At 62.5% G+C, this 24956-nt stretch carries 26 protein-coding genes and 1 tRNA gene; 8 read left to right on the top strand and 19 right to left on the bottom strand.

The window, feature by feature from the left end; translation table 11 throughout:
* Positions 1-29: 29 nt before the first annotated feature.
* Positions 30-1433: an L-serine ammonia-lyase gene (locus NKJ35_RS05970; protein ID WP_254817328.1), complete on the bottom strand. Its 1404-nt coding sequence runs from the start codon at positions 1431-1433 to the stop codon at positions 30-32.
* A gap of 170 nt (positions 1434-1603) precedes the next feature.
* Between NKJ35_RS05970 and NKJ35_RS05965 the strand changes: the two genes are divergently transcribed.
* A complete protein-coding gene (locus NKJ35_RS05965; RefSeq protein WP_352645631.1) occupies positions 1604-2347 on the top strand; it encodes a DUF599 domain-containing protein in 744 nt (247 codons plus the stop codon).
* Here NKJ35_RS05965 and NKJ35_RS05960 read toward each other — a convergent pair.
* The 6 genes from NKJ35_RS05960 to NKJ35_RS05935 all read right to left on the bottom strand — a co-directional run bounded on the left by NKJ35_RS05960 (position 2296) and on the right by NKJ35_RS05935 (position 6661).
* Positions 2296-3090 (bottom strand): YdcF family protein, encoded by a 795-nt coding sequence (locus NKJ35_RS05960; protein WP_254817330.1) that lies wholly within the window; start codon positions 3088-3090, stop codon positions 2296-2298. The genes NKJ35_RS05965 and NKJ35_RS05960 overlap by 52 nt on opposite strands.
* A gap of 28 nt (positions 3091-3118) precedes the next feature.
* Positions 3119-4684 carry an amidase gene (locus tag NKJ35_RS05955; RefSeq protein WP_352645629.1) on the bottom strand — a complete coding sequence of 522 codons (1566 nt, stop codon included), beginning with the start codon at positions 4682-4684 and terminating at the stop codon, positions 3119-3121.
* Positions 4684-5142, bottom strand: coding sequence for a GNAT family N-acetyltransferase (locus tag NKJ35_RS05950; protein WP_352645628.1), 459 nt, complete (start codon positions 5140-5142; stop codon positions 4684-4686). Before NKJ35_RS05950 ends, NKJ35_RS05955 begins: the two co-directional genes overlap by 1 nt.
* A 7-nt stretch (positions 5143-5149) precedes the next feature.
* Positions 5150-5437, bottom strand: a complete 288-nt coding sequence (gene gatC, locus NKJ35_RS05945) for an Asp-tRNA(Asn)/Glu-tRNA(Gln) amidotransferase subunit GatC (protein ID WP_352645627.1) — start codon at positions 5435-5437, stop codon at positions 5150-5152.
* 76 nt (positions 5438-5513) lie between these two features.
* Positions 5514-5930, bottom strand: a complete 417-nt coding sequence (locus NKJ35_RS05940) for a hypothetical protein (protein ID WP_352645626.1) — start codon at positions 5928-5930, stop codon at positions 5514-5516.
* Positions 5931-5953: 23 nt separating this feature from the next.
* Positions 5954-6661 carry a metal-dependent hydrolase gene (locus NKJ35_RS05935; protein WP_352645624.1) on the bottom strand — a complete coding sequence of 236 codons (708 nt, stop codon included), beginning with the start codon at positions 6659-6661 and terminating at the stop codon, positions 5954-5956.
* A 116-nt stretch (positions 6662-6777) separates the two neighbouring features.
* Here NKJ35_RS05935 and ruvX point away from each other — a divergent pair, with 116 nt between their 5' ends.
* A complete protein-coding gene (gene ruvX, locus NKJ35_RS05930; RefSeq protein WP_352645622.1) occupies positions 6778-7263 on the top strand; it encodes a Holliday junction resolvase RuvX in 486 nt (161 codons plus the stop codon).
* On the opposite strand, the gene NKJ35_RS05925 is transcribed toward ruvX, so the two are convergent.
* The 3 genes from NKJ35_RS05925 to NKJ35_RS05915 form a co-directional block, all read right to left on the bottom strand.
* Entirely contained in the window at positions 7230-7541 is a 312-nt protein-coding gene (locus NKJ35_RS05925; RefSeq protein ID WP_352478942.1) for a DUF6105 family protein, read from the bottom strand. The genes ruvX and NKJ35_RS05925 overlap by 34 nt on opposite strands.
* The gene (locus NKJ35_RS05920; RefSeq protein ID WP_254817337.1) at positions 7541-8095 is read right to left on the bottom strand and encodes a hypothetical protein; all 555 of its coding nucleotides are present in this window, start codon (positions 8093-8095) and stop codon (positions 7541-7543) included. Before NKJ35_RS05920 ends, NKJ35_RS05925 begins: the two co-directional genes overlap by 1 nt.
* A 159-nt stretch (positions 8096-8254) precedes the next feature.
* Entirely contained in the window at positions 8255-9883 is a 1629-nt protein-coding gene (locus tag NKJ35_RS05915) for a DNA alkylation response protein (RefSeq protein ID WP_254817338.1), read from the bottom strand.
* Positions 9884-10038: 155 nt separating this feature from the next.
* Between NKJ35_RS05915 and NKJ35_RS05910 the strand changes: the two genes are divergently transcribed.
* The 5 genes from NKJ35_RS05910 to NKJ35_RS05890 are packed head-to-tail and all read left to right on the top strand — an operon-like array spanning position 10039 to position 14495.
* Positions 10039-11004 (top strand): aspartate carbamoyltransferase catalytic subunit, encoded by a 966-nt coding sequence (locus NKJ35_RS05910; RefSeq protein WP_352645619.1) that lies wholly within the window; start codon positions 10039-10041, stop codon positions 11002-11004.
* Positions 11001-12287: a dihydroorotase gene (locus NKJ35_RS05905; RefSeq protein WP_352645617.1), complete on the top strand. Its 1287-nt coding sequence runs from the start codon at positions 11001-11003 to the stop codon at positions 12285-12287. The genes NKJ35_RS05910 and NKJ35_RS05905 overlap by 4 nt, the downstream gene beginning before the upstream one ends.
* A gap of 57 nt (positions 12288-12344) precedes the next feature.
* Positions 12345-12932, top strand: coding sequence for a glycerol-3-phosphate 1-O-acyltransferase PlsY (gene plsY, locus NKJ35_RS05900; protein ID WP_254817341.1), 588 nt, complete (start codon positions 12345-12347; stop codon positions 12930-12932).
* The gene (gene dprA / locus NKJ35_RS05895; RefSeq protein WP_352645615.1) at positions 12929-14053 is read left to right on the top strand and encodes a DNA-processing protein DprA; all 1125 of its coding nucleotides are present in this window, start codon (positions 12929-12931) and stop codon (positions 14051-14053) included. The genes plsY and dprA overlap by 4 nt, the downstream gene beginning before the upstream one ends.
* A gap of 46 nt (positions 14054-14099) precedes the next feature.
* Positions 14100-14495 (top strand): hypothetical protein, encoded by a 396-nt coding sequence (locus NKJ35_RS05890; RefSeq protein ID WP_352645613.1) that lies wholly within the window; start codon positions 14100-14102, stop codon positions 14493-14495.
* A gap of 88 nt (positions 14496-14583) precedes the next feature.
* Here NKJ35_RS05890 and NKJ35_RS05885 read toward each other — a convergent pair.
* Positions 14584-14659, bottom strand: a tRNA-Lys gene (locus tag NKJ35_RS05885).
* 309 nt (positions 14660-14968) lie between these two features.
* Here NKJ35_RS05885 and NKJ35_RS05880 point away from each other — a divergent pair.
* Positions 14969-15448 carry a BA14K family protein gene (locus NKJ35_RS05880; RefSeq protein WP_254817344.1) on the top strand — a complete coding sequence of 160 codons (480 nt, stop codon included), beginning with the start codon at positions 14969-14971 and terminating at the stop codon, positions 15446-15448.
* Between the two features lie 75 nt (positions 15449-15523).
* Here the strand turns inward: NKJ35_RS05880 and glpK are convergent, their stop codons facing one another.
* From glpK to glpD, 8 genes are all read right to left on the bottom strand, one after another.
* Positions 15524-17017: a glycerol kinase GlpK gene (gene glpK / locus NKJ35_RS05875; protein ID WP_352645611.1), complete on the bottom strand. Its 1494-nt coding sequence runs from the start codon at positions 17015-17017 to the stop codon at positions 15524-15526.
* Positions 17018-17162: 145 nt separating this feature from the next.
* On the bottom strand, positions 17163-18890 hold the full coding sequence (locus tag NKJ35_RS05870) for an ABC transporter substrate-binding protein (RefSeq protein WP_254817346.1): 1728 nt from the start codon (positions 18888-18890) through the stop codon (positions 17163-17165).
* A gap of 78 nt (positions 18891-18968) precedes the next feature.
* A complete protein-coding gene (locus tag NKJ35_RS05865; RefSeq protein WP_352508493.1) occupies positions 18969-19235 on the bottom strand; it encodes a DUF2160 domain-containing protein in 267 nt (88 codons plus the stop codon).
* A gap of 173 nt (positions 19236-19408) precedes the next feature.
* Positions 19409-20323 (bottom strand): carbohydrate ABC transporter permease, encoded by a 915-nt coding sequence (locus tag NKJ35_RS05860; RefSeq protein WP_352478954.1) that lies wholly within the window; start codon positions 20321-20323, stop codon positions 19409-19411.
* A 1-nt stretch (position 20324) separates the two neighbouring features.
* Positions 20325-21191, bottom strand: coding sequence for a carbohydrate ABC transporter permease (locus NKJ35_RS05855; protein ID WP_023674893.1), 867 nt, complete (start codon positions 21189-21191; stop codon positions 20325-20327).
* 1 nt (position 21192) lies between these two features.
* Positions 21193-22260, bottom strand: coding sequence for an ABC transporter ATP-binding protein (locus NKJ35_RS05850; protein WP_352645608.1), 1068 nt, complete (start codon positions 22258-22260; stop codon positions 21193-21195).
* A gap of 9 nt (positions 22261-22269) precedes the next feature.
* Complete coding sequence (locus NKJ35_RS05845) at positions 22270-23349, bottom strand: ABC transporter ATP-binding protein (protein ID WP_254817350.1); 1080 nt, start codon at positions 23347-23349, stop codon at positions 22270-22272.
* A 40-nt stretch (positions 23350-23389) separates the two neighbouring features.
* A complete protein-coding gene (gene glpD, locus NKJ35_RS05840) occupies positions 23390-24916 on the bottom strand; it encodes a glycerol-3-phosphate dehydrogenase (RefSeq protein WP_352645606.1) in 1527 nt (508 codons plus the stop codon).
* Positions 24917-24956 lie beyond the last annotated feature (40 nt).

Here is a 24956-nt window from a genome sequence, read left to right as displayed (position 1 = left end):
AGTGGTGGTCCAGGCCACCAGATTGGCGGTCAGCACTCCACGACATTGACTGCCAATCCGCCGAGGCTGGTTTCCTTGTACTTTTCGTTCATGTCGAGGCCGGTCTGGCGCATCGTCTCGATCGCGGCATCGAGCGGCACGAAATGAACGCCGTCGCCCTTGATGGCCAGCGAAGCGGCGGTCACCGCCTTGACGGCACCAAGCGCGTTGCGCTCGATACACGGCACCTGCACCAGCCCGCCGACCGGATCGCAGGTCATGCCGAGATGATGTTCCAACGCGATCTCGGCAGCGTTCTCGACCTGCTCGGGCGTGCCGCCCATGACGGCGCACAATCCCGCCGCAGCCATTGCCGAAGCCGAACCGACCTCGCCTTGGCAGCCGACTTCCGCCCCCGAGATCGAAGCATTGGTTTTGATGATGCCGCCGACGGCCGCCGCCGTCAGCAGGAAATCGCGTATGCTGGGCTGGTCGGCTTCTGGATGGAAATGCAACCAGTAGCGCAGCACTGCGGGCAGAGTGCCGGCCGCCCCATTGGTTGGCGCGGTGACGACACGGCCGCCGGCGGCGTTCTCCTCATTGACCGCCATCGCATAGATCGACAGCCAGTCGTTGGCGAGCAGCGGGTTGGGCCGGTTCTGCTGCCATTGCTCCTGCAGCTTGTCGTGCAGCATCCGGGCACGGCGGCGCACCTTGAGTCCGCCCGGCATGATGCCGTCTTGCGACAGGCCGCGCTCGATGCAGCCCTTCATGGCGCTCCAGATGCCGTCGAGGCCGGCGTCGAGCTCCTCGCGCGACATCTGCGTCTCCTCATTGACGCGCTTCATCTCGGCAATGGAAAGCCCGCTTTTCGCTGCCATGGACAGCATTTCGACGGCGTTCTTGAACGGATACGGAACCTTCTTGCCTTCGGTTGTCGCCGAGCCCCTTGCTTTCATCCGCTGCAGTTCCTCCTCGGACATTACGAAGCCGCCGCCGATCGAATAATAGACGCGCCTCAGCAGCAACCGGTCGCCGGCATCATAGGCAGAGAAGGCCATGCCATTGGCGTGACCCGGCAGCGGCGTCTTGCGATCCAGCACCAGATCCATTGCCGGGTCGAAACGATAGGACGGATGGCCGGGCGGCGAGATCCGCTTCTCGGCGGCGATGCGAGCGACGATGCCGTCCGCCTGGTCGGGATCCACCGTCTGCGGCGTCTGGCCGGCGAGGCCGAGCACCACGGCACGATCGGAGCCATGGCCGATGCCGGTATAGGCGAGCGAGCCATGCAGGCTGGCCGCGATCCGGTCGACCTTGGCGCCGGCCGGGCGCGGCCAGTCGTCTCCCGCAATCTCGTCGAGAAACCGCCGCGCAGCCGTCATCGGCCCCATCGTGTGCGAACTCGATGGGCCGATGCCGATCTTGAACAGGTCGAAAACCGAAAGGAACACGTGGGCGTTTTCTCCTGGGACCTTGTTGAGGTCTACATATAGGAATTCCCATGGTGTTTTCCGCTGTTTTGACGATTGCGGCGCTGCGCCTGCCGACCTTGTTTGCTCCGGCAGCGACATTCCAGCTTCGGCCATCGAAGCGTCCCCTCCGCCTGTGGTAAAAGCACCGCATGAGCGATTCCTTTCATCTATCGATGGCCGACCTTGCGGCGCTGGGGTTCTTCCTTGCCGCGTGGGTGCTGCATACGCTCGCCGCCGACGGAATGCTGGTCAGCCGCATGTCGCTGACGAGGGCGATGAACGCGCAGCGCGAGGCCTGGATGCGGACCATGGCCGAGCGCGAGATCCGCATCGTCGACACCGCCATCATGAGCGGCCTGCAGCAGGGAACCGCCTTCTTTGCCTCGAGTTCGCTGATTGCGATCGGCGGCTGTTTTGCTTTGCTCGGCGCCTCCGACCAGGTTCTGACCGTGCTGGGTGACCTGCCGTTTGGCGCTACGCCCTCACGCGCGGCGTTCCAGACGAAGGTGTTCGGCCTGGTGCTGATCCTGGCCTTTTCCTTTTTCAAGTTCGGCTGGGCTTACCGGCTGTTCAACTATTGCTCGATCCTGATCGGCGCCGTGCCGATTCCGCATGGCGAGGCGTCGCGCAATCCGGTCACCGAAACGGCAGTCTGGCGTGCGGCGCGCATGAACATGCTGGCCGGGAAGCATTTCAATTCGGGCCTACGCGGCGTGTTCTTCTCGATTGGCTATCTTGGCTGGTTCGTCGATCCCACCGTTTTCGTGCTATCGACGCTGCTGCTGCTGGCGGTGCTGGTGCGCCGCCAGTTTTTCTCGGCGGCGCGGCAGGCGGTGCTCGGTCAGCCGCCCGGCCCGGGAAAAGGCCGATCGATGCGGCCCGACAGCCAGTAGGCGGTGAGCCCTATCCATTCGCGGATCGCAACAGTGGTGACCTCCAGCCAGTCGCCGGGATAGGGGAAGGTGGCGATGCCTTCCCTACCGGAGGTGCGATAGTCGACTGGCCACGGAATGGTCGAAAAGCCGGCTTTGTCGAACAGCGCCTTGGCGCGTGGCATGTGGAAGGCCGAGGTCACCAGCAACCAGGTCTCGCCTGGTTTCGGCATCACCAGTTCCCTGGTAAAGACAGCATTCTCGTAGGTGTTGCGGGATTTGTTCTCGAGGATCAACCGATCGGCCGCCACGCCGAAAGCGGCAAAAAGACGCGGTGCGGTATCTGCATCGCCTTCGCCGCCGCGGAAGGTTTCGATGCTGCCACCGGAGATAACGACTTTCGCTGTCGGAAACCGCCGCGCCAGCACGGCCGCCTCGACCATCCGGTCGCCACTGGAGTTCATTTCATAGCCGCCACGCACCAGATTGACGGCGCCATCCAGACTGCCGCCAAGCACTATGATACCGTCAACCTTTTCCGGCAGCGGCGGCCTGGGGAAGCGCTCCTCCAGCGGATTTAGCATCATGGGGCCGAGCGGGCTCCATGTCGCAACAACAAGGATGAGGAAGGCAAGAGTGCTGCCGACGGCGGCCAATCGCCGCCGGCCGAACATCGCCGCGACCAGCCCGGCCAGCAGCAGGAAGATCGCCAGATTCAACGGCTGGACGAAGAACCAGAGAATCTTGGAGACATAGAAGAACATCCCTCACCCCCTCAGATGAGAAACGATCCTACCACCATTTATCCGGCTGAAATGTGCCGGCCGCCTGTTCGATGACATGGGCAGTCTGGAACAGCGTTTCCTCGTCGAAGGGCCGGCCGATCAGCTGCAGGCCGAGCGGCAGCCCCTTGGCGTCGAGCCCAGCCGGAACCGCTATGCCGGGCAGGCCGGCCATGTTCACCGTCACCGTAAAAATGTCGTTGAGATACATCTTGACCGGGTCGGCGGCCATGTCCTCGTCGGCGATGCCGAAGGCGGCGGAAGGCGTTGCCGGCGTCAGGATGACGTCGACGCCTGCGGCGAACACATTTTCGAAGTCGCGCTTGATCAGGGTTCGAACCTTCTGCGCCTGTAGATAGTAGGCATCGTAGTAGCCGGCGGAAAGCACATAGGTGCCGATCATGATGCGGCGCTTGACCTCGCGCCCGAAGCCGGCGGCGCGGGTCTTTTCATACATGTCGACAATGTCCTTGCCGGGCACGCGCAACCCATAGCGGACCCCGTCGTAACGGGCGAGGTTGGACGAGGCTTCGGCAGGCGCCACGATGTAATAGGCCGGCAGCGCGTATTTGGTGTGCGGCAGCGAGATATCGACGATCTCGGCGCCGGCATCCCGCAGCCAGGCAATGCCTTTCTGCCACAGCGCCTCGATCTCCGCGGGCATGCCGTCGACTCTATATTCCTTGGGGATGCCGACCTTCATGCCCTTGATCGGGCGGCCGATCGCCGCCTCGTAGTCCGGCACCGGCAGGTCGACGGACGTCGTGTCCTTCGGGTCGACCGAAGCCATCGACTTCAACAGGATCGCGGCATCGCGGACGTCGCGCGCGATCGGCCCGGCCTGGTCGAGCGACGAGGCAAAAGCTACGATCCCCCAGCGCGAGCAGCGGCCATAGGTCGGCTTGATGCCGACTGTGCCAGTGAAGGCGGCGGGCTGGCGGATCGAGCCGCCGGTGTCGGTGGCGGTGGCGCCTGCGCACAGGAAGGCCGAGACGGCTGATGCCGATCCACCGGACGAACCGCCCGGCACCAGTTGGGCATTGTCCAACGTGCGCGCGGTCCTGGTGCGGCCCGCCGAAACGAAGCCACCCTCGCCCTGATGTGTCGTCGGCATCACCACCGTGTCGAGGCGCGAACGCCGCCACGGGTTGATGACCGGCCCATAATACGAGGTCTCGTTGGACGAGCCCATGGCGAACTCGTCCATGTTGAGCTTGCCGAGCATGACGGCGCCATCCGCCCACAGATTGGCCGTGACCGTCGATTCGTAGCGCGGCATGAAGCCGTCTAGCACATGGCTGCAGGCCTGGGTGTGGACGCCTTCGGTGCCGAACAAATCCTTGATGCCGAGCGGGATACCCTCGAGCGACCCGCCCTCGCCCTTGGCTAATTTCGCGTCGGAGGCCTTGGCCATGTCGCGGGCCTTGTCGTCGGTGACCACGACATAGGCATTGAGCGCCGGATTGGCTCGCTCGATCGCCGATAGATAGGCCTCGGTGACTTCGGTGGCGGTGATCTCCCTGGAACGCAATTTGGCGCGGGCCTGCGAAATCGTCAGTTGGGTCAGGTCGGTCATCAGGCAAGGCTCTTTTCGTAAAATACCGACCACTCGGAATCGGGATAATTCAGCACCGGGCCGCAGCGGGAAAAACCGGCGCGTTCGTAGACGGTCCAGGCGGCGGGATGACGGTCCCCCGTCTCCAGCACCAGCCGCTTAAGCCCTTCTTGGCGCGCCAGCGCCTCGATACGCTCGACAATCTTCGCGCCGATCTTGCGGCCGCGATGCGAAGGTCGCGTATACATTCGCTTGACCTCGCCGACCACAGCATCGTGGCGCTTCAGTGCGCCGCAAGCGATGGCAAGGCCGTTATCGCGGGCGATGAAAACGGTCGTGTCGCGATCCGCCATCTGCTCGACGGTCAAATGATAGCAATGCTCCGGCGGCGTCAGCTCCAGCAATGTGGCGTTCAGCTCTTCGACCAGCCCACGCACATCGTCCTGCAGCGGCGTCTCAGCGGCGATGTCGATTGCCATCGGCCTGCTACTCCACGACCTTCGGCACAAGGAAGAAATTCTCTTCGGTCGCTGGCGCGTTGGCGACGATGTCAGCTGCCTTGCCGCCGTCGGTGACGACGTCCTGGCGCTTTTTCATCGCCATCGGCGTGACCGAGGTCATCGGCTCGACGCCGGAAACGTCGACTTCGTTCAACTGCTCGACAAAGCCCAAAATGGCGTTCAATTCGCCGGTCATACGCTCTGCATCCTCCTCGCTCACCGCAATACGGGCAAGGTGCGCGACGCGCTTCACGTTTTTTATATCAACGGACATGTTTGTGCCTCGGGGAAAACCAGCGCTATAGCGGCGCAGCGCGTGCCGCGCAACATGCATCGTGCCGACAACGGCCCTATGGCATCGTGACGCCGTCGCAGAGGAAATAACTGCCGCCGTTACCGCTCTGCTCGCCTTCGTCGGCGGCAGGCCGAACCGATACCAGGTCGATCTGCTTCGGGCTCATCTGTGTCAGTGAGAGAACATCGGGAAAGACGTAGCCCGGCTCCTGGCATATAGCGGTCACCGCCCAGCTTGGTGAGCGTGTCGCTTTGGTGATCTGCAGGAATTCACAATTATATTCGATGCTTTCCAGTCCATTTGCCGACAGCACGATATTGCCGCCCTCGATCACCGTCTGCAGCGTATCCTTTTTGGCCTGCGCGCAGAGATCCTCCGATTGCAGATAGACCCCGTTGATGAAATCCTCGGCGGCCAGCGCCGGCGACGCGGCAACCAGCATGGAAATGCAAAGAGAGTTTCTCAAGCGCATCGTATCGTGCCGATCGGCTTTCTCTACAGCGTAATCGTCTCGCCGATCTTCGGCAACGCCACTTTCACACCCGATCCGTCTAGCCCGGCCACGAATTTGTCGGCGGTCTGATCTATCATCGGAAATGTGCCGAAGTGAGCGGGAACGACCGTCTCGAACTTGAAGAAACGCTGGCAGGCAAGGGCTGCCACCGCGCCACCCATGGTGAAGCGGTCGCCGATCGGCACGATGCCGATCTTCGGTTCATGCAACTCGTTGATCAGCGCCATGTCGGAAAAGATGTCGGTGTCGCCCATATGGTACAGCGTCTTGTCTTCGGGGAAGTGCAGGACCAGCCCGCCCGGATTGCCGAGATAGGTATTCTGGCCGCCCTCGCCCGGAAACGACGATGAATGCAGAGCCTGAACGAAGGTGGTGGTGAAGCCGCCGCAATCGACCGTACCGCCGATGTTGCCGGGATTGATCTGCTTGTTACCGACGCCCTTGCCGACCAGGTACATGCAAATCTCGAAATTGGCGACCAGCATCGCAGCGCTCTTCTTGAGCACTTCGATGGCGCCGCTGATGTGGTCGCTGTGGCCATGGGTGAGCAACACGTGCGTGACCCCTTCGGCCGGCCCTTCCCACCCACCCGTCCACGACGGATTACCGACCAGATAGGGGTCGATGAGGATTTTCGCGCCTTCGATTTCGATTCGGAATGCCGAATGTCCGTACCAGGTCAGTTTCATCAATGCTTTCCTCGATTTTTGCTTCGGTAGAGGATAGAACGCCGACGGCGAAATTAAAGTGCCGCGCACGCTTTGCGCGTATACGACGTGCGGCGTCGCGGTCAAAGGAAAAGCCATTGGGCATCATCACCATCGAGGAGTTGCCGGCCCGGCTCGGCGGCGGTAAGACCCTGGCCGGTCTCGACCTCGGCGACAAGACGATCGGCGTGGCGGTTTCCGATCGCGGCTTGTCGTTCGCGCACCCGCGCGCTGTCATCATGCGCAGGAAATTCTCGCTCGATGCCGCAGTGCTGCTCGCTCTGCTACAGAAGGAAAACGCCGGCGCCGTGGTGATCGGCCTCCCCATCAACATGGACGGCTCGGAAGGCCCGCGCGCCCAAAAATCCCGCGCTTTCGTACGCAATATGGCTGGATTGACCGATCTGCCCTTCGTCTTTTGGGACGAAAGACTGTCGACGGTGGCGGCCGAGCGGACACTGATCGAGATGGATTTTTCCCGCAAGAAACGCGCCGGCAAGATCGATTCTGCGGCGGCCGCTTTTATCCTCCAAGGCGTTCTCGACCGGCTTCAGGTGCTCGGCGTCGATGCCTGGTCGAAATAGCGGTTGCGCATCGCCGTGATCCAGCCACCAATCGCCTTGCGGCGGCGAAATGCCCAGAACCCCGTCAGCAGCAGCCCATCGAACACGCAAGCTTTCGCCACCATGCCCGGAATGAGTGCCGGATCGACGCCGAGCATCTGTCCATAGAGCTGGAAGACGAGATCGTGCAATTGACGGCTCAGCATGACGTAGCCGAAATTGATGTCGTTGAGCGACAGAAAGAACCAGCCCCAAAACAAGAGGAGCGGAGCCGCCCAAAGCGCGAACAAGGTGCGCATCAGCGGTCGTCCCTCGAATCCAGCCGGCCGGAAATGCGGGCAAGCGAGGAATTATGCGCCGCTGCCTTGGCCATGACATGCGCGGCCGCTCGGATGTCGCCGGTCCCTGGAACTGCAGCGGCAACGGCCGACCGCCTCTCGGCGAGCATCGCGACATAGGACGCCAGAAGTGCCGCCAATTGCACCGCGACAACCATGAACAGCCCATTGATGCCTTGCGCGGCGCCGCCGATGACTATCAGCGACAGCACGCCCAAGGCGGAGATGAAGGCGATCCGCACGACGCTGTCGGCAGGATCCGGGTTGGTCGCGTGGCTGGTCAGTGCTTCAACAAAGGCCCAGCAGAACAACACCGCGACGACAAGCAGTGCCACGGCGAGCGGTGCCACGACGACGGCGTTTTCGAGATCGGCAAATCGAGTGTTCTGGACGGGAACGCCCAGTACGCCAAGGGCCGTCGCCACGCCTCGATTCCCGTCGATGCAGATGAACGCCAGCAGGGCGAAAACGGCCGCCCAATGCAATGCCAGAAAAGAGCTCAGAATATGCCGCATGACGCTCCCGCTTCGCAGGGCAAAGCCGCTCAAGCTGAACAGTCCTTGCCTTAACCATAACATTGGGCTTTGCCACCGGCGGCCGCAACGGAAACCATTCGTTAAGGTTAACGGCCATCCACAGGGGCGCGAGAGCGGCAGCGAATTTGGCGACGGCACCTAGTTGATCGGCGGGTAGAGCGTATCGATGATCATGCGGGCATCATGGCGCGAATCGATCATGCCATAGGTATTGCGCCACTGGCCGGCGAGGCGCGTTTCGACGAAGGCGTCGGCGATCCGCCCTGCCCCCAGCCTGCGAAGCTCTGCCGCCGCCGCCGACAATGCCAATTGCTCGGTCAACAGCCGCGCCGAGCCCTCGTCGGTTGCCGCGACCTGCATTGCCGCCTTGAGGACGCCGACAGTGCCGCGTCCGCCGGCGCCTAGATCGCGGTCGATGCCGGCCAGCACGTCGTCGAACAGGCCTGGCGCGCGGCCGAGCACGCGCAACACGTCGAGCGCCATGACGTTGCCTGAACCTTCCCAGATCGCGTTGACCGGAGCTTCGCGATAGTAGCGGGCGAGCGGCCCCTCCTCGACATAGCCATTGCCGCCGAGGCACTCCATCGCTTCATAGAGCAGCGGCGGCGCAATCTTGCAGACCCAGTATTTGACGACAGGCGTCATGGCGCGGGCGAAGGCCGCCTCGCCGCGGTCGCCGGCCGCCTCGTCGAAGGAGCGCGCCAGCCGGAACGACAGCGCGGTAGCGGCGGCAACGTCGAGCGCCATATCGGCCAGCACACGCTGCATCAGCGGCTGCTCGATCAGATTGGTTCCAAACACCTTGCGGTGGCGCGTGTGGTGGACAGCCTCGGCCAGTCCGGCCCGCATGATCGCCGACGAGGCGACGGCGCAGTCGAGCCGCGTCAGGGTCACCATATCCATGATCGTCTTTACGCCGGCGCCGGGCTCGCCGACCATCTCGCCGATGGCATTGACGAATTCCACCTCCGACGAGGCATTGGAGCGGTTGCCGAGCTTGTCCTTCAGCCGTTGAAAACGGAAGCCGTTACCGGATCCGTCGCCGAGCAAGCGGGGCACGAGAAAGCACGACAGTCCCTCCGGCACCTGTCCGAGCACCAGGAAGGCATCCGACATCGGCGCCGACATGAACCATTTGTGGCCGGTCAGGCGATAAAACCCGCTGCCGGCGCGCTCCGCCTTGGTGACGTTGGAGCGGACATCGGTGCCGCCTTGCTTCTCGGTCATGCCCATGCCGAGTGTCAGCCCTGCTTTTTCGACCGGCGGCTTTTGGCTTTGATCGTACTTGCGCGTCGTCACCCGCGGCGCCCATTCGCGAAACAGCTTCGGGCTGGCCATCAGCGCTGCCAGCGAAGCGCTGGTCATGGTGATCGGGCAGAGATGCCCGGTCTCGAGCTCAGCCGTGAGATAAAAGCGCGCGGCGCGCACCTGGTGGCGACGGCCGATCTCGGCGTCGCCATTCTCCCAAACCGACGAATGCAGCCCGTTGGCAACAGAGCGGCGCATGAGCGCGTGATAGGCGGGATGGAACTCGACCTGGTCGATGCGCCGGCCCTGGCGATCATGGGTCCTGAGCTTCGGCGTCTCGACATTGGCAAGACGAGCCAGTTCCTGCGCCTCATGGGTCAGAACGAAACGGCCAAGCCCGTCGAGGTCCTTACGCACCGGATCGGAAAAGCGCTCGGCAAGCTGGATCAGCAACGGATCGCCCCGCCAGGCGTTACCGCCGGCCAGCGGCGGCGGCTGGTTGGTCACGTCGTCAGTCACGCTTCGTCCTTATCACCTGAAGGCTGCGAATCCAAAGCCAAGGCGGTTTATAGCCTATGGCCAGCGGCGCGCGACGAAAATACCGGGGAGAACCGATCCAATCCCAAGCCGATGCTTGCAGCCGCGGAGCCTCCCCCCTATAGCAGCGACTTGAGATGACCGACGCATCGTCCCTGCCGCTTTATCCCCACCGCCATCTTCTGGGCATCCGCGATCTTTCCCCCGCCGACATAGAGCTTCTGCTCGACCGGGCGGACCAGGCCGTTGCCATCTCGCGGCAATCGGACAAGAAGACATCGACGCTGCGCGGCCGCACCCAGATCAATCTGTTCTACGAAGCCTCGACCCGTACGCAATCGTCGTTCGAGCTGGCCGGCAAACGGCTCGGCGCCGACGTCATGAACATGTCCGTAGCGAGCTCTTCGGTGAAAAAGGGCGAGACGCTGATCGATACTGCGATGACGCTGAATGCCATGCGTCCCGACATATTGATCATCCGCCATCAATCAGCCGGCGCGGCAGCACTTCTTGCCCAAAAAGTCGGCTGCTCGGTGGTCAATGCCGGCGACGGCGCCCATGAGCATCCTACCCAGGCGCTGCTCGACGCACTGACCATCCGCCGCGCCAAGGGTCCGCTGTCGAAGCTGATCGTGGCGATCTGCGGCGACATCCTGCATTCGCGCGTGGCCCGCTCCAATATCATCCTGCTCAGCGCGCTTGGTGCCCAGGTCAGGGTCGTCGCCCCTTCGACGCTTTTGCCCGCCGGCATCGAGAAGATGGGCGTCATCGTCACCCGTTCCATGGCCGAGGGTCTGAAGGACGCCGACGTGGTAATGATGCTGCGTCTGCAGCGCGAACGTATGGAAGGCGCCTTCGTACCGTCGGTACGCGAATATTTCCGCTATTTCGGCCTCGACGCCGAGAAGCTGAAGGCGGCCAAGGACGGTGCGCTGGTTATGCATCCCGGCCCGATGAACCGCGGCGTCGAGATCGCCTCGGAGATCGCCGACGGCCCGCAAAGCGTCATCCAGGAACAGGTTGAGATGGGCGTCGCCGTACGCATGGCGGTGATGGAAGCGCTGCTCGACCCGCGTCGAAACGACGAGGGTCGGGGCCGATGAGCATAACGGTCTTCAGCCGCGCCCGCATCGTCGACCCATCGCGCGGCCTCGACGAGATCGGCACCGTCATCGTCGAAGGGCGCAAAATTGTTGCCGCTGGCAAGGCGGCCTTGAACCAGGGCGCACCCGAAGCCGCCACGATCATCGAGTGCGCAGGCAAGGCGATCATCCCCGGCCTGATCGATGCGCGTGTCTTCATCGGCGAACCGGGCGGCGAACACCGGGAGACCATCGCCTCGGCCAGCGTGGCGGCAGCGGCCGGCGGCGTAACCTCGATCGTGATGATGCCCGATACCGACCCGGTGATCGACAATGTCGCATTGGTCGAGTTTGTGCTGCGCACCGCCAAGGATACAGCCATCGTCAACATCTTTCCGGCAGCGGCGATCACCAAGGGGCTGGAAGGCCGCGAGATGACCGAATTCGGCCTGCTGCGCGAGGCCGGCGCGGTCGCCTTCACCGACGGCAGGCATTCTATTGCCAGCGCGCTAGTGATGCGCCGGGCGCTGACCTATGCGCGCGATTTCGGTGGCGTGATCGCCCACGAAACCCAGGATGCCGATCTCGCCTCGTCAGGCGTGATGAATGAAGGCCTATATGCAAGTTGGCTCGGCCTTGCCGGTATTCCGCGAGAGGCCGAATCCATCCCGCTGGAGCGCGATCTGGCGCTGGCGCGGCTGACCGGCGGCGCCTATCACGCGGCCAAGATCTCGACGGCGATGGCGGCGGCTGCTGTGACGCGAGCCAAGGCCGACGGCGCCAATGTCACATCAGGCGTGTCGATCCACAATCTGTCGCTCAACGAGAACGATGTCGGCGAGTACCGCACCTTCTTCCGGCTGACGCCGCCGCTGCGCGCCGAGGAAGACCGGCTGGCGATGATCGAAGCGATCAAGGACGGCACCATCGACCTCATCGTCTCCTCGCACGACCCGCAGGACGTCGACACCAAGCGCCTGCCCTTTGCCGATGCTGCGGCCGGCGCCATCGGGCTGGAAACGCTGTTAGGCGCAGCGCTGCGGCTCTATCACAATGGCGACGTGATGCTGCTGCGGCTGATCGAGACACTATCGACCGCGCCGGCAAGATTGTTCAGCCTGCCCGGCGGCACGCTGAAACCGGGGGCATTGGCCGACCTTGCGCTCGTCGATCTGGACGAGCCATGGGTCGTTAGCGAGAGCGGCATCCGCTCACGCTCGAAAAACACCTGTTTCGAAGGCGCGCGACTGCAAGGCAAGGTCTTGCAAACGATGGTGGCGGGCCGCACAGTGTTTTCGGCCTAGGACGAAGCGGGTGTCACGTCTTCAAATTCGCTCAGCCAAGGAAAGTTCGGGGGAACAATGGTTTACAGTCCCGTCTTGGCATTGGTGTTCGGCTATCTTCTCGGCTCGATCCCGTTTGGCCTGCTGATCACCCGTGCCGCCGGCCTCGGCGACGTGCGCAACATCGGCTCCGGCAACATCGGCGCCACCAATGTGCTGCGCACCGGCAACAAGGGCTTGGCCGCGGCCACGCTGCTGCTCGATGCGCTGAAGGGCACCGCGGCGGTGTTGATCGCAGGCCGCTTTGCGCCCGAGCTCGGACTTTGGGCGGGATTCGGCGCGTTTTCAGGTCATCTTTTTCCGGTCTGGCTCGGCTTCAAGGGGGGCAAGGGTGTCGCCACTTACCTCGGCGTGCTGATCGGCCTTGCCTGGCAAGTGGCGCTGATCTTCGCCGTCGTCTGGCTGGCGGTGGCCTTCCTGTTCCGCTTCTCCTCGCTTGCGGCACTGACGGCAGCGGTCGTCGTGCCCGTTGCGCTGTATTTCCTGAGCACCCAGCAGATTGCCGGGCTTTTCGCGGCGATGAGCCTCATCGTCATCGTAAAGCACCGCGCCAACATTGCGCGGCTGCTTGCCGGCACCGAGGGTAAGATCGGGGCCAAGGAGTGAGCGAGCCCGACGCCGGGCCGCGCCTCAGCGACCGGCAGCGGCTGAGCTGGCTTCGTCTGATCCGCACGCCGAATGTCGGCCCGGCTTCCTTTCGCGACCTGATCAACCGGTTCGGTTCGGCCGAAGCAGCATTATCGATGCTGCCCGAGCTGATGATTTCGGGTGGCGCCAAAAAAATCGTCCGCATCCCGTCCATTGCCGAGGTCGAGGCGGAGCTGGAGACGGCCCGGCGGGCCGGCGCCCGCTTCGTCGGCATCGGCGAGGCGGATTATCCGCCGCTGATGAAAAGCATGGATCATCCGCCGCCGCTGCTCGCGGTCAGGGGCAACAGCGCGGTGTTCCGCTTGCCAGCGGTCGCCATCGTCGGCGCTCGCAACGCATCGCTGGCAGGCATCAAGATGGCGCGGATGCTGGCAGCGGATCTCGGCCGCGACGGCTATGGCATTGTTTCCGGCCTGGCGCGCGGCATCGATACGGCCGCGCACCAGGGCAGCCTTTCGACCGGCACGATCGGCGTGCTCGCCGGCGGCCTCGATTTGCCCTACCCGCCCGAAAATGCCGACCTGTGCGACGAGATCGCCGAGCATGGCGGCGCCATCATTTCCGAAATGCCGTTTGGCTGGCAGCCGCGCGCACAGGACTTTCCGCGCCGCAACCGGCTCGTCGCCGGTGCTGCATTGGGATTGGTGGTGGTCGAGGCCGCACATCGCTCCGGCTCGCTGATCAGCGCCCGCCTCGCCGGCGAGATGGGGCGGCTGGTTTTCGCCGTTCCCGGTTCACCGCTCGATCCGCGCGCCGCCGGCGCCAATGGCCTGCTCAAGGACGGCGCCACCCTTGTGACCGAGGCCGCCGATATCATCAGTGCCATAGCACCGCTGGTCGGCGGCTGGTCGCCAAGGACATCGCCGCTTGAAGAGCCACCCGACTTTTCGGCAACACCGCCGCCGCGCGAGGACGATCGCGACCGCGTCGTCGAAGCGCTCGGCCCGACGCCGGTATCAGTGGACGAGATCATCCGCCACACCGGCCTGCATCCCGCCCAAGCGTTCATGGTGCTGCTGGAGCTCGACCTCGCCGGCCGACTCGAACGCCATGCCGGCGGCAACGTCTCACTGATTTGACCCAGAACTTGCGCATGTCCCGGCAAGCAATTCCGACGTGATCCCGATGGCCGATCCGAGCAACAAACCAAAGCAGATGCTGTTCACTCGTACGACGGCCTTTGTCTGGTCAGCGCTGAGTGTCATGCTGGCGCTGCAATGGTCGATGGATCTCGGCATGTCGGGTTTTCCCGACGGCTACATAACGCCCTTCGCAAGAGCGACCAGCACGCTTCTGGGCATTCTGACGGCAGCCTGCATGGCCCAGGGTCTCTACTTTTTCCTGGCCGGCGCGTTCGGCAGGAAGGTAAGCGCCGTCGGTCTTTTCCTGCAAATCCTTGCCGCGGCGGTTCTTACCGTGGCGCCAGTACTTATCGTGAAGGATTGTCCGGGTTCTCAGGTGTGCAGCAGAGCCTATGAGGCGCTCACCGGCACGATGATGGACGATGGCGCGGGCGGCTAACGCCACTGCATGCGTTCGGCACGAGGCTGTCACCCATGTCGTAGGTACATTCTGTTACCCATGTCTGCGGGCCGTACACCTCTGGATTTGGTGAGCGCGATGGGATTCGAACCCATGACCTACTGATTAAAAGTCAGTTGCTCTACCGGCTGAGCTACGCGCTCCCGCGGGCTCAGAAAGGCCGCCCTCGAAATTCCGCGGAACATAGGGAGAGTGCCTCTGCCGGTCAACCGGAAAAAGACGGCTCCCAGACCGGACCTTCCTGCCGCGTCATCATGCCGTGCGGTGCGCTTCGGCGTTGACGGAATTGCCTCCGTCTCGCGCAAGGGCCGAAGCTCGCGCTTGGCGGGACAAGCGCAAGCAGCAAATCGAGAGAACCTTTGCAGATCAGCAACTTGGGATTCTTAGCGGAACAATTTGCGCAGCCTGCCCGTTTTTCCGCGACAAGGGACACGCGTTTCAAGGAGAAGATCATGAATAGGATCATGTCGGGCCTGCTGGCGACCACCCTTTCGATCTCATTCGCTGCCGCGGAGATCGTGCCAGTCAACGCTCAGCCCAGCTATGCGCCCCCTGCCCAAGGGCTCACCTCGAATGTCCAGACCGTCCAGTACGAGCCGTGGCGGAGGCACCGGAATTTCAATCGCGATTTCTCGCGTCGCGATTTCTCCCGGCGCAGTTTTGCGCGTGACGACGGCATGTATTGGCGTGGCCATCGCGGCTATCGCGAATATCGTCGCGGCTATCGCCGCCATGGCGACTACTGGTTCCCGCTGGCCGCTTTCGCCACCGGTGCGCTGATTACCGGCGCTATCATCAACAACCAGAATCGTGTCTATCGCGGCGATGCCCATGTGCAGTGGTGCTATGACCATTATCGGAGCTATCGTGCCTCTGACAACACCTACCAGCCCAATTACGGTCCGCGCCGGCAGTGCCGGTCGCCTTACTGAGTCGTGATTAGAGACTGTAAGCCCGCGCCCGCAACGGCGCGGGTTTCATGGGTGCGAAGCCGGTGCCATCCCTGCTTATTGCACGCTTAGCGTCCTGCGCACAGCGTGGCGCCAACCTGCCAGCTTGGCGGCACGTGTCGAAGCATCCATCTCCGGCTTGAACCGGCGCTCGAGCGCCCAACTCCTGGCGAATTCCCGCGCCTTCGGCCAGACACCGGCCTTCGAGCCGGCCAGCCATGCCGCACCAAGCGCGGTCGTCTCGAGAATTGTCGGCCGGTCGACCGGCGCATCGAGAATGTCGGCCAGCCGCTGCATGGTCCAGTCCGACGCCACCATGCCGCCATCGACCCTGAGCACAGTCTTGGCCGAAGCGCCCTTCCAGTCCTTGCGCATAGCGTCGAGCAGATCGCGCGTTTGGAACGCAACGGATTCCAGCGCCGCGCGGGCAAATTCCGCCGGCCCCGAATTGCGGGTCAGCCCGAAGATGGCGCCCCGCGCCTCGGCATCCCAGTGCGGTGCGCCGAGCCCGACGAAAGCCGGCACCAGATAGACGTTCTGCGTCGGATCGGCCTCCGCCGCCAATTTGCCGCTCTGCTCGGCCTTGCCGATCACCTTGATGCCGTCCCGCAGCCACTGCACGGCAGCGCCGGCGATAAAGATAGAGCCCTCCAAGGCATAGGTGGTGTTGCCGTTCAGCCTGTAGGCGATGGTGGTCAAAAGCCGGTTCTTCGAACGCACCAGATCGCTGCCGGTGTTGAGCAACGCGAAGCAACCGGTTCCGTAGGTGGATTTCATCATGCCCGGCTCGAAACAGGCCTGGCCGATCGCCGCCGCATGCTGGTCGCCGGCCACTCCGAGGATTCTGATCTCTGTGCCGAACAGACTTTTGTCGGTGATTCCAAAATCATCGGCACAGTCTTTCACCTGCGGCATCATTCTTGCAGGTATACCAAGAATGGCCAGCAACTCGTCATCCCAGGCGTTTTGTTCGATGTTGTAGACCAGCGTGCGCGAGGCGTTGGTGGCGTCAGTGGCGTGGACCTTGCCGTCAGTCAGGCGCCAAATCAGAAAACTGTCGATGGTGCCGGCCAGCAGTTCCCCCTTCTCGGCGCGTTTTCTGGCGCCCTTCACCTTGTCCAGCATCCAGGCGATCTTGGTGCCGGAGAAATAGGGATCGAGCAGCAAGCCGGTCTTTTTCGTGAATTTCTTCTCCAGCCCCAGCTTCTTCAGTTTCTGGCATAGCGGCGCGGTGCGGCGGTCCTGCCAGACAATCGCGTTGTGGATCGGCTCGCCGGTCTCCTTGTCCCAGATGACGACGGTTTCGCGCTGGTTGGTGATGCCGATCGCGGCGACGTCCGCTGCGTTGCGGCCGGCTGTCTTCAGCGCGGCCCTCACCGTTTCCACGACGCTTGACCAGATTTCCTCGGGATCATGCTCGACCCAGCCGGAGGCCGGATAATACTGGGTGAATTCCTTTTGCCCGCTGCCGACGACCTTCATCTTGTCGTCGAACAGGATCGCCCGGCTCGATGTCGTTCCCTGGTCGATTGCAAGGATGTATCCGGTCATTCTCTCTCCCGTCGAAGCGAATTCAAGGTGCTGCGATGTCTCGGCGCCAGATGGCGCGGAGCCGTTCACGCAAACAGGGGAGACGGCAACATGCCGCCTCCCCTGAGTATGGCGATGCGGGCGCGAACGCCCGCATCAAACAGCCCTATTGCTGCCAGCTCTTCACCAGCTCGTCATAGTTGATGGTGACCGGTTTTTCCTTCTCGTTCTCGATCTTGAGCTGAGGAGCGAGATTGCCCTTCTTGACCGCATCGGCGTTCCAGTAGGCGAGGTCATGCTCTTCGGCCATCTTCGGGCCGATATCACCCTGGACGCCCGACTTCTCGATGCGGCTCATCACCTTTTCCTGCTCGGCGCAGAGCGAGTCCATTGCTTCTTGCGCGCTTTTGGCGCCCGACGAAGCATCGCCGATCGCCTGCCACCAGAGCTGTGCCAGCTTCGGATAGTCCGGCACGTTGGTGCCGGTCGGGGACCACTGGACGCGTGCCGGCGAGCGGTAGAACTCGATCAAGCCGCCGAGCTTTGGCGCACGTTCGGTGAAGCTCTTGTCGTGGATCGTGCTCTCGCGGATGAAGGTCAGGCCGACATGGCTCTTCTTCACGTCGACCGTCTTCGAGGTGACGAACTGCGCGTAGAGCCAGGCGGCCTTGGCGCGGTCGGTCGGCGTCGACTTCATCAGCGTCCAGGAACCGACGTCCTGATAGCCGAGCTTCATACCGTCCTTCCAATAGACGCCATGCGGCGACGGTGCCATGCGCCACTTCGGCGTGCCGTCGTCGTTCAGCACCGCCTTGGCGCTGGCGTCGACCATGCTGGCGGTGAAGGCGGTATACCAGAAGATCTGCTGGGCAACCGCGCCCTGCGCCGGCACCGGCCCTGACTCGGAGAAGGTCATGCCCTGGGCTTCCGCCGGTGCATAGGCCTTCAGCCAATCGAGGTACTTCTGGATGGCATAGACGGAAGCCGGACCATTGGTGTCGCCGCCGCGCGCCGTGCAGGAACCGACCGGTCGCGAATTCTCGTCGACCTTGATGCCCCATTCGTCGACGGGCAGACCGTTCGGAATGCCCTTGTCGCCATTGCCGGCCATCGACAGCCATGCGTCGGTGAAACGCCAGCCGAGCGACGGGTCCTTCTTGCCATAATCCATATGGCCGTAGACCTTCTTGCCATCGATCTCGCGGCCGGTGAAGAACTCGGCGATGTCCTCATAGGCCGACCAATTGACCGGCACGCCGAGGTCGTAGCCGTATTTGGCCTTGAAGTCCGCCTTGTTCTTCTCGTCATTGAACCAGTCGTAACGGAACCAGTAGAGGTTCGCGAACTGCTGGTCGGGAAGCTGGTAGAGCTTCTTGTCGGGCGCGGTGGTGAACGAGGTGCCGATGAAATCCTTCAGGTCGAGATTCGGGTTGGTGACATCCTTGCCGTCGCCTGCCATCCAGTCGGTCAGGTTGCGCACCTGCTGGTAGCGCCAGTGCGTGCCGATCAGATCGGAATCGTTGACCCAGCCGTCATAGAGGTTCTGGCCGGTCTGCATCTGGGTCTGGATCTTCTCGACGACGTCGCCTTCCTGGATGACGTCATGCGTGACCTTGATGCCGGTGATGGCCGTAAAGGCCGGCGCCAGCACCTGCGATTCATACTGATGCGTGGCGATGGTTTCGGAGACCACCTTGATATCCATGCCGGCGAAAGGTTTCGCGGCATCGATGAACCATTGCATTTCGGCTTCCTGGCCGGCGCGGTCGAGCGTCGAGAGGTCGCCAATTTCCTTGTCCAGGAAGGCCTTGGCCTCGTCCATTCCGGCATAGGCATTGCTGGCCCCGAGCAACAGGACAAGCGCAGTTGTTGATGTCAAGAATTGCCGTCGCATGTATTTCCTCCACTGTTAAAGTTCAAAGTGCGATCTGGATCGGCGGCCGGCACGCCGCCGTTCCAACAGTTTCCCCCTCTATACGTAGCGGAACACGCCGACGGCGAAGACCACGGAGAGAGCGAGAGCCCACCACAGATTGGGTCCGACTAGACCCAGCCAAGCGAGATGGATAAAGGCGCTGCCCAGCAGCGACAGGAACAGGCGGTCGCCGCGCGTCGTTTCGAAGCGCAGCACGCCGACGCGCGGATTGCCGCCCGGCGAGACGTATTCCCACACCGCCATGCCGCAAAGCAGCAGAAAGATGGTTCCAAAGAAGGCCGCGGTCGGCCACGTCCAGGCCATCCACGAAAAATCGAGGTTGGACGAGAGGTTAAATCCCCACAGGCGGATATTGGCCGGGTCGCTGAAGCCCACCGTTATCGCCACGAAATCGATTTGAAGTGCCACCCAGGCCACGACGACCAGGGCAAGAAACAGCACGGCCCACCACCATGGGCTTCTGTCGACCTGCTCCATCATACCCTCCCCAGGGCAAAGCCCTTGGCGATGTAGTTGCGCACAAACCAGATGACGAGCGCGCCGGGAATCAGCGTCAGCACGCCGGCGGCGGCAAGCAACCCCCAATCCATACCGGCGGCCGAAACGGTGCGGGTCATGGTCGCGGCGATCGGCTTGGCATCCGTGGTCGTCAGCGTGCGGGCGATCAAGAGCTCCACCCACGAGAACATGAAGCAGAAGAAGCACGCCACGCCGATGCCGCTCGCAATCAGCGGCATGAAGATCTTGATGAAGAAGCGCGGGAACGAATAGCCGTCGATATAGGCGGTCTCGTCGATCTCCTTGGGCACGCCCGACATGAAGCCTTCGAGGATCCACACCGCCAGCGGCACGTTGAACAGGCAATGCGCCAGAGCCACGGCGATATGGGTGTCGATAAGGCCGAAGGCCGAATAAAGCTGGAAGAATGGCAGCGCGAACACCGCCGGCGGCGCCATGCGGTTGGTCAGCAGCCAGAAGAACAGATGCTTGTCGCCGAGGAAGCGATAGCGCGAAAAAGCATAGGCAGCAGGCAGTGCCGCAGCCACCGAAATCACCATGTTCATAACCACATAGGTGATCGAGTTGATGTAGCCCGAATACCAGGACGCGTCGGTGAAGATGGTGCGGTAATTCGCCAATGTCGGCGCGTGCGGGTAGAGAGTCAGCGACGAGACGATCTCGCCATTGGTCTTGAAGCTCATATTGATGAGCCAGTAGATCGGCAAAAGCAGAACGACGATGTAGAGCGTCGGCACGATCCACCACCAGCGCGACTCCTCGCCGCGACGGCGCATCAGCCGTGCGATCTCGTCCTGTCGCAGCGTGCTGGCGAGCCCTTCCGAAGCTGTCGTCTCGCTCACCCTATCGGCTCTCTCTTCGGTGCGGCTCATCTCAACGCTCCGCGTCGTAATTGGTCATCACGGTGTAGAACACCCACGACAACAGCAGGACGATAAGGAAGTAGACCAGCGACATCGCCGCCGCCGGGCCGAGGTCGAACTGGCCGAGCGCGGTCTTGACGAGATCAATCGAAAGAAAGGTCGTCGAGTTGCCGGGGCCGCCACCGGTGACCACGAACGGCTCCGTGTAGATCATGAAGCTATCCATGAAGCGCAGCAGCACGGCGATCAGCAGCACGCGGTTCATCTTCGGCAGTTGGATGTAGCGGAACACCGCCCAGCGCGAGGCACCGTCGATCTTGGCTGCCTGATAAAAGGCATCCGGGATCGAGACCAGGCCGGCATAGCAGAGCAGGACGACGAGGCTTGTCCAATGCCAGACGTCCATGATGATGACCGTGACCCAGGCGTCATATGGGTCTTGCACATAATTATAGTCGATGCCGAGCGCGTTGACGTAATAGCCGAGCAGGCCAATGTCGTTGCGCCCGAACACCTGCCAGATGGTGCCGACGACGTTCCACGGGATCAGCAGCGGCAACGCCATCAAAACAAGGCACACAGGCACGCCCCAACCCTTCTTCGGCATATTAAGCGCAATGAAGATGCCGAGCGGCACTTCGATCGCCAGGATGATAAAGGAGAACACAAGGTTGCGGATCATCGCCTGCCAGAAGCGGCTCGAGGAAAGCAGTTCCTCGAACCATTCCGTGCCGGCCCAGAAGAAGACGTTATTGCCGAAAGTGTCCTGCACCGAATAATTGACGACCGTCATCAGCGGTATGACCGCCGAGAACGCCACCAGCAGCAGCACCGGCAGCACCAGGAACCAGGCTCTATTGTTCCAGGTCTTTTCCACTTCAGGCTCCCATCTCGACGCGCCAGGAATCGGCATAGATGTTGATGCCGGCTGGGTCGAACCGCACCTTCGGATCAGTCGGAACTGTCTCGTCCTCGCCGATGACGGCAGCGATCTCGCGCCCTTCGAGATTGGCACGGACCACCTTGTGGCGGCCGACGTCCTCGACCTTGCTGATCCGGACGGCCATGCCCTGGCTGCCCAGGCGCACATATTCGGGACGGATGCCGAGCTCGATGGCACCGCCACCCGCATTGGGCACGCCCGGCAGTTCGATCTGCTGCGAGCCCAGCCGCGCAGTCTTGCCGTCGATCGCCACTGGCATGACGTTCATGCCGGGCGAGCCGATGAAATAGCCGACAAAGGTGTGGCGCGGGCGCTCGAACAGCTCTGCCGGTGTGCCGATCTGCACGATTTCGCCGTCATACATGACGACCACCCTGTCGGCGAAGGTCAAGGCCTCGGTCTGGTCGTGCGTGACATAGACCATGGTGTAGCCGAAGCGGCGGTGAAGCTGCTTCAACTGGGAGCGCAGCATCCATTTCATATGCGGGTCGATGACGGTCAAAGGCTCGTCGAACAGGATGGCATTTACGTCGGAGCGCACCAGCCCGCGTCCGAGCGAAATTTTCTGCTTCTGGTCGGCGGTCAGTCCGCGCGCCTTTCGTTTGGCCATATCGGCCAGCCCGGTCATCTCCAGCGTTTCGCGCACCTTACGGTCGACGTCGGCCTCCGGCACGCCGCGATTGCGCAGCGGGAATGCCAGATTGTCGTAGACCGTCATCGTGTCGTAGATCACCGGGAACTGGAAGACCTGGGCGATGTTGCGCTCTTGGGTCGACAGATTGGTCACGTTCCTGCCGTTGAACAGCAACTGGCCGTGTGAGGGATGCAGCAATCCCGAAATGATATTAAGCAGCGTAGTCTTGCCGCAGCCGGACGGGCCGAGCAGCGCATAAGCGCCGCCATCCTCGAAGGTGTGGTGCACTTCCTTCAGCGCGAAATCGGCATCCGTGCGCGGGTTCTGCAGATAGGAGTGACGGATATGATTGACATCGATGCGCGCCATCGCTTCCTCCTAAGCCGCCAGCTTCGGCGCGGCCACGGCGCGGCCGTGCTCGTCGAAGACCATGATGTGGCGCGGGTCGATGAACACCTCGACCTCCTCGTCCGGCTCGAAGTCGCGAATGCCGTGGGTCAGCATGACCCAGCGCGCATCGGCAAAATCGAGATGGATGAAGCTTTCCGATCCGGTGATCTCGGTGATCGTCACCTTTGCGCGCACCGGCACTGCGGCGGCGTTGGGCCGATCGAGGGACAGATGATGCGGCTGGAAGCCGATCGTATAGATCGCATCGGCAATGCCGAAGAGTTCGGCCGGCACTGGCAATTTCACACCGCCCTCGAGCAGGAAATCCAGGCCCTTCTTGGCAAGCACAATGGTGTTGAGCGGCGGATCGGCGAAGGTCCTCGCCGTCACCAGATCGACCGGTTTGCGGAACACTTCGATGGTCGGCCCGAACTGGGTGATGCTGCCCTCGGAAAGCGTTGCCGTGTTGCCGCCGAGCAGCAAGGCCTCGTGCGGCTCGGTCGTGGCATAAACAAAGATTGTGCCGGCGGCCGCGAAGACTTTCGGCAGTTCCGCGCGTAATTCTTCACGCAGCTTGTAGTCGAGATTGGCGAGCGGCTCGTCGAGCAGCACGAGGCTGGCATTCTTGACGATGGCGCGGGCCAGCGCGGTGCGCTGCTGCTGGCCGCCCGACAGACTGAGAGGCGTCCGGTCGAGATAGGGCGTGAGTTTGAGAAGGGCGGCCGCATTGCGCACCTCCCTGTCGATCGTTGCCTGATCCGTGCCGGCTACCCGCAGCGGTGAGGCGATGTTCTCGTAGACCGTCATCGCCGGATAATTGATGAATTGCTGGTAAACCATGGCGACGTTGCGCTTTTGCACCGGCATGCCGGTGACATCCTTGCCATCGAACCAGACCGAGCCCGAGGTCGGCACGTCGAGGCCGGCCATCAGCCGCATCAGGCTGGTCTTGCCGGAGAGCGTCGGCCCGAGCAGGACGTTGAGCGAGCCGTGCTGAAGCGTCAGCGAGACATCGCGGATATGTTCCGCCGCACCCACCGTCTTCGTCACGTTTCTCAGTTCAAGCATGATGCCTCCTTCCCAGGCTTTCTGCATCAGTCGGCCGTCCCTATTCGGCAGCCGCTACGTGCTGCCGGCTTATTCCGCGCATGAACTCGTCGAGCACTGCGGCCTGCTCACGGCTGAGACGCAGGCCGCGCTTGGTCCGGCGCCACAATACATCCTCGGCAGTCATCGCCCATTCGTTTTCGGCGAGGTAGCGCACTTCGGCTTCGTACAGATCGGCGCCGAAGTTGCGGCCAAGATCGACGTTCGATTTGGCGAGGCCTAGCAGCTTCCTTGCGCGGGTGCCGTAGAGCCGGGTCAACCGGCGGGCCAGCCGGGCGTCGAGGAACGGGTACGCCGTTTTCAGTTTCGCCACCTCGGTATCGAAGCCGGTGACGGGAAAGTCACCGCCGGGCAGCGGCGCGTTTGCCGTCCATGGCTTACCGCGCTTGCCGAGAAAACCCTCGATCTTCTCCAGCATCGATTCCGACAATCGGCGGTAGGTGGTGATCTTGCCGCCAAAGGCATTGACGATCGGGGCGGCACCCTCGCCTCCATCGGCCTTCAGCACATAGTCGCGGGTGGCTTCCTGCGCCTTTGAGGCGCCATCGTCGTAGAGCGGGCGCACCGCGGAATAGGTCCAAACGATATCCGACGGCTTGACCGGCTGCGCGAAATATTCGCTTGCCGCAGCGCAGAGATAGTCGATCTCGGCATCACTGATCCTGACGTCGTGCGGATCGCCGGGATAGTCCCGGTCGGTGGTGCCGATGAGCGTGAACTCGTCTTCATAGGGGATGGCGAAAATGATGCGCCCGTCCTTGTTCTGAAAGAAATAGGCGCGTGGGTCGTCGAATTTCTTGCCAACGACGATGTGGCTGCCTTGCACGAGGCGGACATTGTGCACGTCGTTCAAGCCGACGGTGGCCGACAGCACCTGATCGACCCACGGGCCGGCGGCATTGACCAGCAGCCGCGCCTTGACCTCCTCGGTATCGCCGGTCCGCACGTTTTCAAGCCTGACCGTCCAGAGATTGCCTTCGCGGCGTGCGCTGACGACCTTTGTTCGGGTTCGAATGGTTGCGCCGCGCTCGGCAGCGTCGCGGGCGTTCAACACAACCAGCCGGGCATCGTTGACCCAACCGTCCGAATATTCGAACGCCTTTCGAAACAGCGGCTTCAGCGGTTTGCCGGCGGGATCCTTGGCCATGTCCAGCGTTTTCGTCGGCGGCAGCAATTTGCGCCCGCCAATATGGTCGTAGAGGAAAAGCCCGAGCCGGATCAGCCAGGCCGGACGCAGCCCCTTGGCGTATGGCAGCACGAAGCGCATCGGCCAGATGATATGCGGCGCGTTCCTCCACAGGACCTCGCGTTCCATCAGCGCTTCGCGCACCAGGCGAAACTCGTAGAATTCGAGATAGCGCAAGCCGCCATGGATCAGTTTGGTCGAACCGGAAGAGGTTCCGCTGGCCAGATCGTTCATCTCGGCAAGAAATACCGAAAACCCCCGCCCAACGGCATCGCGGGCGATGCCGCAACCATTGATGCCGCCACCGATGACGAAAATGTCATGGATCGGTGATGCGCCCAAAGAGTCCTCCCTCGATTTCGCATTGCGGCATTTTTGGGTT

This window comes from Mesorhizobium sp. M0136 (assembly GCF_040322515.1).
Classification (GTDB): domain Bacteria; phylum Pseudomonadota; class Alphaproteobacteria; order Rhizobiales; family Rhizobiaceae; genus Mesorhizobium.
The sequence above is the reverse complement of the archived record's forward strand: the minus strand, read 5'-3'. Positions and strand labels throughout refer to the sequence as shown.